The 13,670-nt window shown below is 73.8% G+C and carries 11 protein-coding genes; 4 read left to right on the forward strand and 7 right to left on the reverse strand.

Annotated features, from left to right (window positions below):
• Nucleotides 1-9 precede the first annotated feature (9 nt).
• From prfB to ET526_RS12075, 3 genes are all read right to left on the reverse strand, one after another.
• Nucleotides 10-1,141 (reverse strand): peptide chain release factor 2 gene (prfB, locus tag ET526_RS12065; RefSeq protein WP_135467957.1). Its coding sequence is split into 2 segments (ribosomal slippage): nucleotides 10-1,071 and nucleotides 1,073-1,141, totalling 1,131 coding nucleotides; the frame shifts between segments, so codons are not numbered across the junction.
• Between the two features lie 79 nt (nucleotides 1,142-1,220).
• Nucleotides 1,221-3,032, reverse strand: coding sequence for a thiamine pyrophosphate-requiring protein (locus tag ET526_RS12070; protein ID WP_135467958.1), 1,812 nt, complete (start codon nucleotides 3,030-3,032; stop codon nucleotides 1,221-1,223).
• A gap of 92 nt (nucleotides 3,033-3,124) precedes the next feature.
• Nucleotides 3,125-3,568, reverse strand: a complete 444-nt coding sequence (locus tag ET526_RS12075) for a PPC domain-containing DNA-binding protein (RefSeq protein WP_135467959.1) — start codon at nucleotides 3,566-3,568, stop codon at nucleotides 3,125-3,127.
• Between the two features lie 158 nt (nucleotides 3,569-3,726).
• On the opposite strand from ET526_RS12075, the gene ET526_RS12080 reads away from it, so the two are divergent.
• Genes ET526_RS12080 through ET526_RS12090 form a run of 3 tightly spaced genes read left to right on the forward strand, consistent with a single transcriptional unit; the run spans nucleotide 3,727 to nucleotide 8,618 of the window.
• Nucleotides 3,727-4,827, forward strand: coding sequence for an enolase C-terminal domain-like protein (locus ET526_RS12080; RefSeq protein ID WP_135467960.1), 1,101 nt, complete (start codon nucleotides 3,727-3,729; stop codon nucleotides 4,825-4,827).
• A gap of 17 nt (nucleotides 4,828-4,844) precedes the next feature.
• Nucleotides 4,845-7,811: an FAD-binding and (Fe-S)-binding domain-containing protein gene (locus tag ET526_RS12085; protein ID WP_158295567.1), complete on the forward strand. Its 2,967-nt coding sequence runs from the start codon at nucleotides 4,845-4,847 to the stop codon at nucleotides 7,809-7,811.
• A gap of 54 nt (nucleotides 7,812-7,865) precedes the next feature.
• Entirely contained in the window at nucleotides 7,866-8,618 is a 753-nt protein-coding gene (locus tag ET526_RS12090; RefSeq protein ID WP_135467962.1) for an SDR family oxidoreductase, read from the forward strand.
• 6 nt (nucleotides 8,619-8,624) lie between these two features.
• Here the strand turns inward: ET526_RS12090 and ET526_RS12095 are convergent, their stop codons facing one another.
• The 4 genes from ET526_RS12095 to ET526_RS12110 all read right to left on the reverse strand — a co-directional run bounded on the left by ET526_RS12095 (nucleotide 8,625) and on the right by ET526_RS12110 (nucleotide 12,810).
• A complete protein-coding gene (locus ET526_RS12095; RefSeq protein WP_135467963.1) occupies nucleotides 8,625-9,401 on the reverse strand; it encodes an SDR family NAD(P)-dependent oxidoreductase in 777 nt (258 codons plus the stop codon).
• A gap of 46 nt (nucleotides 9,402-9,447) precedes the next feature.
• A complete protein-coding gene (locus ET526_RS12100) occupies nucleotides 9,448-10,782 on the reverse strand; it encodes an aspartate aminotransferase family protein (protein ID WP_135467964.1) in 1,335 nt (444 codons plus the stop codon).
• A 70-nt stretch (nucleotides 10,783-10,852) separates the two neighbouring features.
• Nucleotides 10,853-11,563, reverse strand: a complete 711-nt coding sequence (locus ET526_RS12105; RefSeq protein ID WP_192898688.1) for a transposase — start codon at nucleotides 11,561-11,563, stop codon at nucleotides 10,853-10,855.
• A gap of 377 nt (nucleotides 11,564-11,940) precedes the next feature.
• Entirely contained in the window at nucleotides 11,941-12,810 is an 870-nt protein-coding gene (locus ET526_RS12110; protein ID WP_135467965.1) for an SDR family oxidoreductase, read from the reverse strand.
• A 142-nt stretch (nucleotides 12,811-12,952) separates the two neighbouring features.
• Here ET526_RS12110 and ET526_RS12115 point away from each other — a divergent pair, with 142 nt between their 5' ends.
• Nucleotides 12,953-13,654, forward strand: coding sequence for a hypothetical protein (locus ET526_RS12115; protein ID WP_135467966.1), 702 nt, complete (start codon nucleotides 12,953-12,955; stop codon nucleotides 13,652-13,654).
• Nucleotides 13,655-13,670 lie beyond the last annotated feature (16 nt).

The raw sequence follows: 13,670 nt of genomic DNA on the forward strand, positions 1-13,670 counted from the left end.
AGGGTGGCCTCAGCGCGCCGCCGCGCTCGCCTCCGAGCGGGTGGCGCCGACGCGCTGCGCCAGCGCCGCGGCCATGAACTCGTCGAGGTCGCCGTCCAGCACCGCCTGCGGATTGCCCTTCTCCACCCCGGTGCGCAGGTCCTTCACCATCTGATAAGGCTGCAGCACGTAGGAGCGGATCTGGTGGCCCCAGCCGATGTCGGTCTTCGAGGCCTCGGTCGCCGCCGCCACCGCCTCCCGCTTCGACAGCTCCAGCTCGTAGAGCCGCGCCTTCAGCATCTGCATGGCGATGTCGCGGTTGCGGTGCTGGCTGCGGTCCTGCGTGCTCGCCACCACGATGCCGGTCGGGATGTGGGTGAAGCGCACGCCGGATTCGGTCTTGTTCACGTGCTGCCCGCCGGCGCCGGAGGCGCGGAAGGTGTCCACCTTCAGGTCGGCGGGGTTGATCTGGATCTCGATGCGGTCGTCCACCACCGGGTAGACGTAGACGCTGGCGAAGCTGGTCTGCCGGCGCGCCTGGGCGTCGAAGGGGCTAATGCGCACCAGGCGGTGCACGCCCGATTCGGTCTTCAGCCAGCCATAGGCGTTCGGACCGCTCACCTGGATGGTGGCGGATTTGATGCCGGCCTGCTCGCCCGGGCTCTCCTCGGTCAGCGTCACCTTGTAGCCGTGCGCCTCGGCCCAGCGCGTGTACATGCGCAGCAGCATCTCGGCCCAGTCCTGGGCCTCGGTGCCGCCGGCGCCGGCGTTCACCTCCACGTAGCAGTCGTTCGCGTCGGCCTCGCCGGAGAGCAGGCTCTCGATCTCGCGCCGCTTGGCCTCGGCCGCCAGCGCCCGCAGGTCGGAGACGGCGGCCTCCGCCGCCTCCTCGTCGCCCTCGGCCTCGGCGAGTTCGATCAGCGCGACGGCATCCCCGACCGCCTGCTCCAGCCGCTGCACGCCCTCCACCTGGTCGGCGAGGCGGGTGCGCTCGCGCATGACGCGGCTCGCCTCCTCGGCCCTGTCCCAGAGGGAGGGGTCCTCGGCGCGGGCGTTCAGCTCGTCGAGGCGGCGAAGGGCGGCATCCCAGTCAAAGATGCCTCCTCAGCAGGGCCACCGAATGGCGGATCTGCTCGTGCAAGGCTTCTGCATCGGCGCGCATGCGGGGATAGGTAGGGCAGGGGGCGGGCGCTGTCCAGCGGGCGCCCGCCCCGCGCGCCGGGGCGGGGAGGACCCGGCCTTCAGCGCCGTTCCGGCCCCTCCCTGCCGCCCGAGCCGGGAAGCAGGGAGGAGACCACTTCCCGCGCCGTGTTGACGAGCACGCTGCCGAGTTCGGGCTCGCCCGCCATGCTGGCGAGGAAGGCGCGCGCCTGCTTCAGGGTGATGTGCGGCGGCAGCGGCGGCACGTTCGGGTCCGTCTTGGCCTCCAGCAGCACGGGCCGGTCGGCCGCGAAGGCGGCCTCCCAGGCCGCGCCGACCTGGTCCGGGCTGTCCACGTAGATCCCCTTGAGGCCGAGCAGCTCCGCGAAGCGGTGGTAGGGAACGTCCGGCAGGCTCTGCGTGATCAGCGCCTTCGGGTCGCCCGCGAGCACGCGCTGCTCCCAGGTCACCTGGTTCAGGTCGCGGTTGTTCAGCACCACCGCCACCAGCCGCGGGTCCGACCACTCCTGCCAGTACTTGGCGACGGTGATGAGCACGTTCAGCCCGTTCATCTGCATCGCGCCATCGCCGCAGATGGCGAGCACGGGGCGGTCCGGATGGGCGAATTTCGCCGCGACCGCGTAGGGCATGCCCGACCCCATGGTGGCGAGCCCGCCGGAGAGCGTCGCCTTCATGCCCCGCCGCAGCTTCACGTCGCGCGCGTACCAGTTGGTGTGCGAGCCGCTGTCGCCGGCGATGATGCACCCCTCCGGCAGGCGCGGGGAGAGCTCCCAGAAGACCCGCTGCGGGTTCAGCGGATCGGCCTTGTGCATGGCGCGGGATTCGAGCACCTGCCACCACTCGGCGACGCCCTTCTCTATCTGCTCGCGCCAGGAGCGGTCCTGCTTCGGCTTCAGCAGCGGCAGCAGCGCCTGCAGCGTCGCCTTGCTGTCGCCGACCAGCGCGACCTCCATCGGATAGCGCAGCGAGAGCATCCCCGGCTCGATGTCGATCTGCACGCCGCGCGCCTGGCCTTCCTTCGGCAGGTGCTCCGAATAGGGGAAGCCGCTGCCCACCATCAGCAGCGTGTCGCAGCCCATCATCATGTCCCAGCTCGGTCTTGTACCGAGCAGCCCGATCGAGCCGGTGACGAAGGGCAGGTCGTCCGGCACCGCCGCCTTGCCGAGCAGCGCCTTGGCCACGCCCGCCCCCAGGCGCTCGGCGACCGCGATCACCTCGTCGGTCGCGTGCAGCGCCCCGGCGCCGACCAGCATCGCCACCTTCGAGCCGGCGTTGAGGACCTCCGCCGCCCGCTGGAGCTGGTCCTGGGACGGGGTAACCAGCGGCGCCTCGTAGCCGATGCCGGAGAAGGTGGTGCCATGCTCCCGCGGCGGCGACTCGACCGCCGGCATCTCCCCGAGGTCGTTCGGAATGATGATGCAGGTGACGCGGCGCTCGGCCCTGGCGATGCGCATGGCGCGGTCGATGAGGTGGCGCATCTGCGCCGGCACGCTCGCCTGCTGCACGAAGGCGCCCGCCACGTCCTTGAACAGGGTGAGGAGATCCACCTCCTGCTGGTAGTGCGCGCCGAGGGCGGACCGCGCCTGCTGCCCCACGATCGCCAGCACCGGCACGTGGTCGAGCCGGGCGTCGTAAAGCCCGTTCAGCAGGTGGATCGCGCCGGGCCCGGAGGTGGCGAGGCAGACGCCGACCTCCCCCGTGTACTTGGCATGCCCGCAGGCCATGAGGGCCGAGAGTTCCTCGTGCCGGCCCTGCACGAACTTGATCCTGTCCTGCGCCCTGTCGAGCGCCCCGAGCAGGCCGTTGATGCCGTCGCCGGGGTAGCCGAACACCCTGCGCACGCCCCATTGGTGCAGGCGTTCCCAGAGATAGTCGCCGACCGTCTTCGCCATATCCCGATCCTCCCGGCGCCAGGGGGGCGGCCGTGGCCATGCCCGTGCATGGGGCGCAACGCGCCGCGGCTGGGGGTGTTCCGCCCCTCCCGCTAGTCCTCGAGGCGGATCAGGGCCAGGTTGAGGGACGGGTTGGCGACGCGCCGCAGATGCGCCGGCGATTCGGTGACGATCACCTCGAGCGTCGGCCTGACATGCCCCGCCTCGAGATCGCCCCCGACCAGGCTGCCGTCGCGCCGGCCGAGCGCCGCGTGCAGATGGAGGGAGGGACGCCCCTCCTCGTCCACGGCGATATCCCCGTTCAGCGAAACCACCTCCACCTGCTCTTCGCAGGGAATCGGCTCGTAGCGCCGGCTTTCCCATTCGTAGAACCGGAAGGCGGCGCGCGAGAACGCGCCGATCGCGGTGATCTGCGCGGCGGTGATGCCTTCCTGGCGGGCAAGGCGCGTCAGGCAGTCGCGGATCTCGTCGCCGGTGTCGAGCACCACGACGAAGGTCCGCTGTCCGTGGGCGGAATGGACGAGCTTGCTGCGCATGGGCGTCTCCGCTGCCTCTCTGCTCTGCCACGAAGCAGCGGAACGGGGCGGAAATGGGGGCGGTTCCGCGGCGGCGGGACATGACGCGCGGGCAAGGAACCGGGGGCCGGCCGCGGCTGTTGGACCCGCTCCACCATGCGCCTGCGGCCGGGAAGCCCATGCTGCCACGCACCGCGATCGAGCGCGTCAGCGCGCGCGCCTTCACCATTCCGACCGACGCGCCGGAGGCGGACGGCACCCACGCCTGGAACAGCACCACCCTGGTGGTGGCGGAGGTCGCGGCGGGGGGGCAGGTCGGCCTCGGCTACACCTACGCGCACGCCTCCGTCGCCAGCCTGGTGGCGCACCCTCTCGCGGGGCTGCTGCGGGGCGGCGACGCCTTCGCCATTCCGGCGCTGTGGCAGGCCATGCTCGGCGCGGTACGGAACTACGGTTCGCGCGGCGTCGCTGCTTGCGCCATCGCGGCGCTCGACGTGGCGCTGTGGGACCTCAAGGCGCGGCTGCTCGGGGTGCCGCTGGCGCTCCTCTTCGGGCAGGCCAGGGAGGAGGTGCCCATCTACGGCAGCGGCGGCTTCACCACCTACGACGAAGGGCGGCTGCGGGAGCAGCTCGGCCGCTGGGTGGCCGAGGATGGCTGCCGCTGCGTGAAGATGAAGATCGGCGGCGAACCGTCCCTGGCGGAGGCGCGCCTGCGGGCGGCGCGGCAGGCGATCGGCGCGGCGGAGCTGATGATCGACGCCAACGGCGCCTGCACCCGCAAGGCGGCGCTCGCCATCGCGGAGCGGGCCGCCGGGCTTGGCGTGACCTGGTTCGAGGAGCCGGTCTCGAGCGACGACCTTGAGGGGCTGCGGCTGCTGCGGGACCGCGCGCCGGCGCCGGTGGAGATCGCCGCGGGCGAGTACGGCTATGACCGCTTCCACTTCCGCCGCCTCCTCGAAGCCGGAGCGGTGGACGTGCTGCAGGCGGACGCCACGCGCTGCGCCGGCTACACGGGCTTCCTGCAGGCGGCGGCGCTGGCGGCCGCGCATCAGGTGCCGCTCTCGGCCCATACCGCCCCCGCGCTGCATCTGCCCGTCTGCTGCGCCGTGCCGGGGTTGCGGCACGTGGAGTGGTTCCACGACCATGCGCGCATCGAGGCGATGCTGTTCGAGGGCGCGCCCGAGCCCCGCGCGGGCGCGATCCGGCCCGACCTGTCGCGGCCCGGCCACGGTCTCGCGCTCCGCGAGGCGGAGGCCCGGCGCTTCGCGGTGCAGGCATGAGGGAGGGCGCGGCATCCATGCAGCGACACCCCGCCTTGCGCCGGAAGGTGGAGCGGACCGAAGGGGGTCGGGTGCGCATCGCCTACACCGCAGGGGCGGGGGCCGATGCGCGCGCCCTGGCCTCCGACCTTGCGCGCGGAACCGGCGCCGAGGTGCGCTTCGACGACGGAAGCCGGGCCCTCTACGCCACCGACGCGTCCAACTACCGGCAGGTGCCCCTGGGCGTCGTGCTGCCGCGCACGCGCGAGGACGCGATACGGGCCGTCGCCATCTGCTGTCGCCACGGCGTGCCGATCGTCGCGCGCGGCGGCGGCACGGGCCTCTGCGGCCAGTCCGTCAACACCGCCGTGGTGCTCGACTTCTCGAGGCACATGCACCGGATCCTGGAGCTGGATCCGGCGCGGCGGAGGGCAAGGGTGGAGCCCGGCTGCGTGCTGGACACGCTGCGCGGGGCGGCGGAGAGGCACGGCCTCACCTTCGGGCCCGATCCGGCGACGCACCGCAGCAACACCCTGGGCGGGATGATCGGCAACAACTCCTGCGGGCCGCATTCCGTGGTGGCCGGCCGCACCGCCGACAATGTCGAGGCCCTGGAGGTGCTGACCTATGACGGGGCGTGCTTCACCGTCGGCCGGACCACGGAGGAGGCGCTGCGGGCCATCCTCGCCGCCGGCGGGCGGCGGGCGGAGATCTACCGCGCGCTCGACGCCTTCCGCCACCGCCACGCCGATCTCATCCGCGCCCGCTTCCCCCCCATCCCGCGCCGCGTCTCGGGCTATGCCGATCTCGACAAGCTGCTGCCCGAGCACGGCTTCGATGTCGCCAAGGCCCTGGTCGGCACCGAGGGCACGCTGGTGACGGTGCTGCAGGCCGAGCTGCGGCTGATCCCGAGCCCGCCGGAGCGGGCGCTGGTCGTGCTCGGCTTCAACGGCATCGCCGAGGCCGCCGACGCGGTGCCGCGCGTGCTGGAATTCGGCCCCCTGGCCGTGGAGGGCATCGACCACTTCCTGGTGGACGCGATGCGGCGGAAGGAGCTGAACGAGCAGAACCTCGAGATCATGCCGGAAGCGCATGACTGGCTCGTGGTGGAGTTCGGCGGCGCGACCGAGGAGGAGGCGACGGGGAAGGCGGAGCGGCTGAAGGACGCCTTCCGCGACCATCCGCGGATCCGCGCCAAGCTGGTGAAGGAGGAGCAGGACCAGGAGAAGGTCTGGAAGGTGCGCGAGGCCGGGCTGCCCGGCAGCGCCTACATCCCGGGCCGGCCGGAAACCTGGGAGGGCTGGGAGGACGCGGCGGTGCCGCGCGAGCGGCTCGGCGACTACCTGCGCGACTTCGGCGCGCTGGTGGAGCGCTACGGCTACGTCACGCCCATGTACGGGCATTTCGGGGACGGGCTGGTGCATGCCCGCGTCAGCTTCGAGCTGCGCAGCGAGCGCGGCATCGAGACCTGGCGGCGCTTCATGGACGAGGCCGCCGATCTGGTGGTGCGCTACGGCGGCTCGCTCTCCGGCGAGCATGGCGACGGGCAATCGAAGGCCGAGCTGCTGGAGAAGATGTACGGCCCGGACCTGGTCCGGGCCTTCCGCGAGTTCAAGGCGATCTGGGATCCCGAGGGGCGGATGAACCCGGGCAAGGTGGTGGATCCCTATCCCATCACCTCGAATCTCCGCCTCGGCCCCGGCTACCGGCCGCCGCCGGTCCGCACATGGTTCCGCTTTCCCGGCGAGGACGGCTTCCCCGGCGCGGCGGAGCGCTGCGTCGGCGTCGGCAAGTGCCGGCGCGTGGACATGAACGGCGACGTCATGTGCCCGAGCTATCTCGCCACGCGCGAGGAACGGCACAGCACCCGCGGGCGGGCGCGCCTGCTGTTCGAGATGCTGCACGGCGACCCGCTGCGCCGCGGCTGGCGCGAGGCGGCGGTGCACGAGGCGCTCTCCCTCTGCCTCGCCTGCAAGGGGTGCAGGAGCGACTGCCCGGTGAACGTGGACATGGCCACCTACAAGGCCGAGTTCCACGCGCACTACTACCGCGGCCGACTGCGGCCGCGCGCCGCCTATTCCATGGGGCTGATCCAGGACTGGGCGCGCCTCGCCGGCCTCGCGCCGCGGCTCGTGAACGCGCTGGCGCGCACGCCCGGCCTCGCCCAGGCGGCCAAATTCGCCGGCGGCATCGCCCAGGCGCGCGCGCTGCCCCGCTTCGCCGAGGAGAGCTTCACCCGCTGGTTCGCCCGCCGCGATTCGCCGCGCGGCGGACGCCGCGTGCTGCTCTGGCCGGACACCTTCAACAACCACTTCCGCCCCGGAACCGCCAAGGCGGCGGTGCGGCTGCTGGAGGCGGCCGGCTACGAGGTGCACATCCCGCGCCGCCCGCTCTGCTGCGGACGGCCGCTCTACGACATCGGCATGCTCGGCCGCGCCAAGCGGCTGTGGCGGCGGACGCTCGAGACGCTGCGGCCGGAGATCGAGGCCGGCATTCCGGTGGTGGGGCTGGAGCCGGCCTGCGTCTCCGCCTTCCTCGACGAGCTGCCGGCCCTGTTTCCCGAGGATCCGCTGGCGCGGCGCCTCAGCGCCGGCACGCATTACCTCAGCGACTTCCTGATGCGCGAGCCGGAGCGCCTGCCGCTGCGCCCGGCGCGCGAGCGCGCGAAGGTGCAGATCCACTGCCACCACCACGCGGTGATCCGCCCCAAGGCGGAGCGCGCGCTGCTCGACCGGCTGGAGCTCGACCACGAGATCCTGCCCTATGGCTGCTGCGGCATGGCCGGCGCCTTCGGCTTCGAGGCGGAGAAGTACGAGGTCTCGCAGCGCATCGGCGAGCTCGGCCTGTTCCCGGCGCTGCGCTCTCTCGACCGGGACACCTGGGTGATCGCCGACGGCTTCAGCTGCCGCGAGCAGATCGAGCAGGGAACGGGCCGCGGCACCGTCCACATCGCGGAGATCGCCGCCGCCTGCCTGCGCCCGGGCACCTCCGCCGGGCGGGCGTGACAAGCCCCCCGTCTCCGTGCAGGCTCCCGGGCGCCGGCACGGAGGGGTGGAGGCATGGCGGAACGCAGGGTGCTGATGGTGACAGGCGGCGGGCGCGGCATCGGCGCCGCCACGGTGCGGCTCGCGGCGGCGCGCGGCTGGAATGTCGTCTTCACCTACGCCAGCAACGCCGCCCGCGCGGCGGAGACCGAGCGGGCGGCGCGCGCCGCCGGCGCCGAGACGCTGTCGCTGCAGGCCGATGTCGCCGACCCGGAGGCGGTCGCGCTGAGCTTCGCCGCCCTGGACGCGCGCTTCGGGCGGCTGGACGGGCTGGTGACCAGCGCCGGCATCACCGGCCCGCGCCAGCGCCTGGCCGAGACCACCGACGCAACCTGGACGCAGGTGATGGCGACCAACGTCGTCGGCCTCGCCGCCTGCTGCCGGGAGGCGGTGCGGCGCATGTCCACCGCACGCGGCGGGCGGGGCGGCGCGATCGTCAACATCTCCTCCCGCGCCTCGGAGATCGGCGGCGGGGGCGAGTGGATCCACTACGCCGCGAGCAAGGGAGCGGTGGACACGTTGACGGTCGGCCTCGCGCGCGAGGTGGCGGCCGAGGGCATCCGCGTGAACGCCGTGAACCCCGGCCTGATCGACACCGAGATCCACGCCGCGGCCGGCTTCCCCGACCGGGTGGCGAAGCTCTCCGCCGGCGTGCCGATGGGGCGTGGCGGCACGGCGGAGGAGGTGGCGGAGGCGGTGCTGTGGCTGCTCTCCGACGCCGCGAGCTACGTCAACGCGGCGCTGCTGCCGGTGGGCGGCGGGCGGTAGCCGCCGTCAGACGTGCTGGCCGCCGTTCACGTGGATCTCGGCGCCGTTCACGTAGGAGGAGGCCTCGGTGCAGAGGAAGTAGATCGCCTTCGCCACCTCGGCCGGCTTGCCGAGGCGGCGCATCGGGATCTGCTCCTGCACGATCCTCTCGGTGCCGGGGGAGAGGATCGAGGTGTCGATCTCCCCCGGGCTCAGCGCGTTCACCCGCACGCCGAGCGGGCCGAAATCGTGCGCCATCTCGCGCGTCAGCGCCATCAGCGCCGCCTTGGAGGTGGCGTAGGCCGCGCCGGCGAAGGGATGCACCCGGCTGCCGGCGATGGAGGTGACGTTCACCACCGAGCCGCGGGCGCGCGTCAGCTCCTCCACCAGCCCGCGGGCGAGCATGATGGGGGCGAAGAAATTCACCTGGAACACCCACTTCCAGTCGTCGAGCGTGGTCTCGATGCTGCCGAGGCGGCTGCCGCCCGGCCCCTTGGGCGAGATGCCGGCGTTGTTCACCAGCGCCTCCAGCCGCCCGCCCTCGGGCTCCAGCCGCCGCCTCACCTCGGCGACGGCGCGCAGCGTGTCCTCCGGGCTCGCCAGGTCGGCCTGGATGTGGTCCTCCGGCCCCATCTCCCAGGGGCACTGTTCCGGGAAGGGCTGGCGGGAGACGGTGAGGACGCGCCAGCCGGCGGCGGAGAACACCTGCACCGTGGCGTGGCCGATGCCGCGCGAGGCGCCGGTCAGCAGCAGGGTGCGGCGCGGACCGGCAGAGGCCGGCCTGGGACGGTCGGAGGGGGCCATGGCGACGCACCCTAGCCCGGCCGGAGGGGGTGGAGCCAGGGCGGCATCAGGCGGCGGCGCCGAGCAGGGGGCGGCGCGCGGCGATGAACTCCTCGACAGCGGCCAGGTAGCGGTCGCAGTCGGCCTCCGTCACCGGCAGGGAGAGCGCCGCCATGCCGCGCCGGGCCAGGTAGATGCCGGCCGCCAGCATGTCGAAGAAGTAGAGCTCGCGCAGCTTGTTCTCGGCCTCGCTCGCCGCGTAGGGGGCGGTGATGGGCCCGGCGCGGAAATGCACGGTGAGCATGGAGCCCGCGCCGGTGAACCGCATCGCCACGCCCGCCCGCGCGCAGGCGGCGTTCAGCCGCTCGCGCAGCCGCTCGCCGCGGGCGAACAGCGCCTCCGCCGCCTCGGCGCCGAAGATCTCGCCCATCGCGACGCAGCCCGCCGCCATGGACCAGACGTTGTTGTTGAAGGTGCCGGCATGGGGCAGCGCGCCGGGGCGGTGGCCGTCGAACACCGCCATGATGTCGCGCCGCCCGCCGAAGGCGCCGAAGCTCATCCCGCCGGCCATGTACTTGCCGAGCGTGGTCATGTCGGGCGTGACGCCTAGGCGCTGCTGCAGCCCGCCCGCGGCGTGGCGGCTGGTCATCACCTCGTCGAAGATCAGCACCGCGCCGGTCTCGCGCGTCGCCTCGCGCAGCGCGGCCAGGAACTCGCGCGTGGCCGGGATGCAGCCGCCCGAGCCGAGCATCGGCTCCACCAGCACCGCGGCGAGCTGATCGCCCTCGGCCAGGATGGCGCGCCGCGCCCCCTCCGCGTCGTTGTAGTCGGCGAAGGCGAGGGGGATCGGCACGTTCACCGGGCTGTGCTCGGTGGCGAAGGTCAGCACCCCGCCATGGTAGCCGCCGCGCATCACCATCGTCTTCACCCGCCCGGTGAAGCCGCGCGCGGCGGCGAGCGCCATCAGATTCGCCTCGGTGCCGCTGTTGGTGAAGCGCACCATCTCGATCGAGGGGAAGCGCCCGACGATGAGCGAGGCGAGCTCACCCTCCTTCTCGCCCACCGCGGCGAGGTTGATGCCGCCATCGAGCGCCCGCTTCACCGCATCGAGGATGCGCCGCTCGGAATGGCCGAACAGGCCGGCGGTGTATTCGCCGAGCAGGTCGAGATACGCGTTGCCGTCCACATCCCACAGCCGGCAGCCCTCGCCGCGCGCCATGGCGGTGGGGAAGGGGGTGTAGAACAGCACGGTGCGGGTGTTGCCGCCCGGCATGACCTCGCGCGCCCTCGCGTGCAGGGCGGCGCTGCGCGGCCGGCGGGCGGCGTAGGCCTCGTGCGCCTCGGCGAGCGCGGCGTCGAGGTCGCTGTTGCGCGGCGGGCGCGGCTGGTCGAGCGGGCTCATGATCGGCGTCGCCTCTCGGGTTCGGGCGAGCCTCGCGCACCGCGCGACCGGCCGTCAACCGCGCGGCGGCTCATGCCGGCTCCAGGTGGCGGGGCAGGCGGGCGCGGCCGCCGGCGAGGCGCAGCATGCCGCGGAAGACGCGCCACACCCGGCGCGGCGGGCGCCATTCCGGCCTCTCGCGCAGCCGGTCGAGCGTGCGCCGGATCACGCCCTGGTAGAGTTCGGACAAATCCGGATCCGGCACCAGCGTCGAGGGGCCGGGCAGGGCGCTGAACAGGCCGAGGCGGCGGGCCAGCACGATGGCGCGCAGGCCGAGCAGGCGGATGGCGCGGCGGAAGGCGCAGCAGACCCGCCAGCGCAGGCCGAGGAGGAGCGGCGTGGCGCGGCCGGAGACCAGGCGCAGCAGCCGCTCCCACAGCCCCTGCCGCGCCCAGCGGCGGAACAGGCGCGCGACGGTGTCGGCCTTGCCGTATTCCGGCGGCAGGGCGCCCCAGGGAGCGCGGCCGCCGCCCTGCGCGGCCGGGCGCTTCAGGGTGACGGCGCGGAAGATGGCGTCGAGCCGCGCGCGCGGATCGGCGAGCGGGCGGCCGGCGCCGCCGGCGGTGCTGCCGGGCAGGAGCGGGCGGAGGAGGTGCCACTCCGCATCGGTCATCGGCGCCCAGGGATGGGGCGGCGTGAGCCTTTCGACCGGGTCGGTGACCAGACGGCGGACGAGGTCGTGGCGTGCCACGAAGTCGGGCGGGAGGAGGTCGGGGGGGAGGCGCTGATGGGGGCGGGGCATCGGGCGGGTCCGGCGGGGATATGGAACATACCAGGAACATAGCGCCGACGCAAGGGTTTCGCGGGGAAGGGTCGGGGCCGACGGACCACCTCCCGCGGCGAGGCGCCGGCGGGGGCGGACCGCTTCGGGCACGCCGCCCGCCGGGGCGGGCTCAGGCTAGGCCGACCCCGGCGCCGCGGCAGGCCCTGCCGCACGAAGCCGGTGAGTGCCCGGCAATTCAGCCGTGCAGCCCGGACCTCCCCGGCCCTGCCGATGGACCAGAGCGCCCGGTCCTCGGGGAGGACACCGGCTTGCCAGGATCTGGGGCGCTCCTCGGGGCTGCGGCGCGGGGGGCAGGCCGTCCCGGCCAGGCCCACACCCGCACCGGCCCGCCCCGCTCAGCCGTTCACCACCGTGCCGCCGTTCGGGTGCAGCGTCTGGCCGAAGATGTAGCTGCTGTCCGCCTCGCTCGCGAGGAAGATGTAGCTCGGCGCCACCTCGTCCGGCTGGCCGGCGCGGCCCATGGTGGAGCCCTCGCCGTGCCTGGCCGTGCGCTCCTCGTCGAAGCTCGCGGGGATCAGCGGCGTCCAGATCGGGCCCGGCGCCACCGCGTTGACGCGGATCCTGCGCTGCTCCCACAGCGCCTGGGACAGGCTGCGGGTGAAGGCCAGGATCGCGCCCTTGGTCGAGGCGTAGTCGATCAGCTCCGGGCTGCCCCGGTAGGCGGTGATGGAGGTGCTGTTGATGATCGCGCCCCCCTCGGGCATGTGCGGCAGCGCCGCCTTGGTCACCCAGAACATGGACAGGATGTTGGTGCGGAAGGTCCGCTCCACCTGGTCCTCCGGGATCGCGGCGAAATCCTTGCAGACATGCTGCTCGGCGGCGTTGTTCACCAGGATGTCGAGCCGCCCGCCGAGCGCCCGCACCGCCTTCGCCACCGCCTCGCGGCAGAAGGCGGCATCGCCGATGTCGCCGGCCATGGCGAAGCACTTGCGCCCGGCGGCCTCGATGTGGCGCTTCGTCTCCTCGGCGTCCTCGTGCTCGTCCTTGTAGAGGATGGCGACATCCGCGCCCTCCTTGGCGAAGCCGATCGCCACCGCGCGGCCGATGCCGGAATCGCCGCCGGTGACGAGGGCGGTCTTGCCGGCGAGCTTGCCGCTGGCGCGCCAGCCCTCCATCCGGTCGCGCGGCTGCGGCCGCATCTCTCCCTCGAGGCCGGGCTGGCGGTCCTGCTTCTGCGGGGGTTGTGGGGTGTCCTGCTCGGGCATGGCGCGGGGTCTCCTGCAAGCCGAGCTGCGGAACGGCCGGCGCGGCGGCAGGGTTGCCGGGCGGCGGCGCAACGGAGGCTTAACCCGGCCGGCCGAGGCTCGCGGCATGGAACGGGCAGCACCGGCGGGCAAGGCCGCCAGCATGGAACGGGTCGCGGGCAAGCCGCGGCCGGCCGCGAAGCCAGGCGCCTTCAAGCGGGAGCTGGCGCGGGCGATGGAAGGGCCGCAGGGGCCGGCCGGGCCCCGCCCCGCCTCGCCCCGGCCGATCCGGCTTCCCCAGGCCGCCCCGGCGGAGGCCGGCAGCCCCTTCCGCCAGACCATCGCCCGGCTGGAGAGCGGCGGCGCCGGGCCGGGGCAGGGCCACGCGGCGCGCAACCCGGCCTCGGGCGCCCTCGGCCGCTACCAGATGCTGCCCGTGGCGCTGCGCGACATCGGCTGGCAGGACGCGGCGGGCGGCTGGACCGCGCTGGCCGCCCGCCACGGCGTGGCCTCGGAGGCCGACTTCCTCGCCAGCCCGGCGGCGCAGGAGGCGGCCATGGACGCCTTCCTGCGCCGCGCCGAGGCGCAGCTCGAACGCAACGGCAGCCTGGCGCGCGCCGGCGGCACGGTGCGCGGGCTCGACGGCGAGGCGGTGCCGCTGACCGAGGCCGGCCTGGTCGCCGCCGCGCACCGGCGCGGCGCGGGCAGCGTCGCACGCTACCTCGCGCACCGCACCGAGACGCCGGACGCGCCGCTTTCGCCCGCGCAGCGCAGCGCCTTCGCCGCGGTGGAGCGGCGGCTGCGCGACTTCGCGGCCATGCCCTACGCCCTGGCCTCGCGGCGCGCCCAGGGCGCCGCCGGGTAGCGCCGCGGCGGCGCCT

Origin of the sequence: Crenalkalicoccus roseus, from assembly GCF_004761865.1 — a bacterium.
Classification (GTDB): Bacteria; Pseudomonadota; Alphaproteobacteria; order Acetobacterales; family Acetobacteraceae; genus Crenalkalicoccus; species Crenalkalicoccus roseus.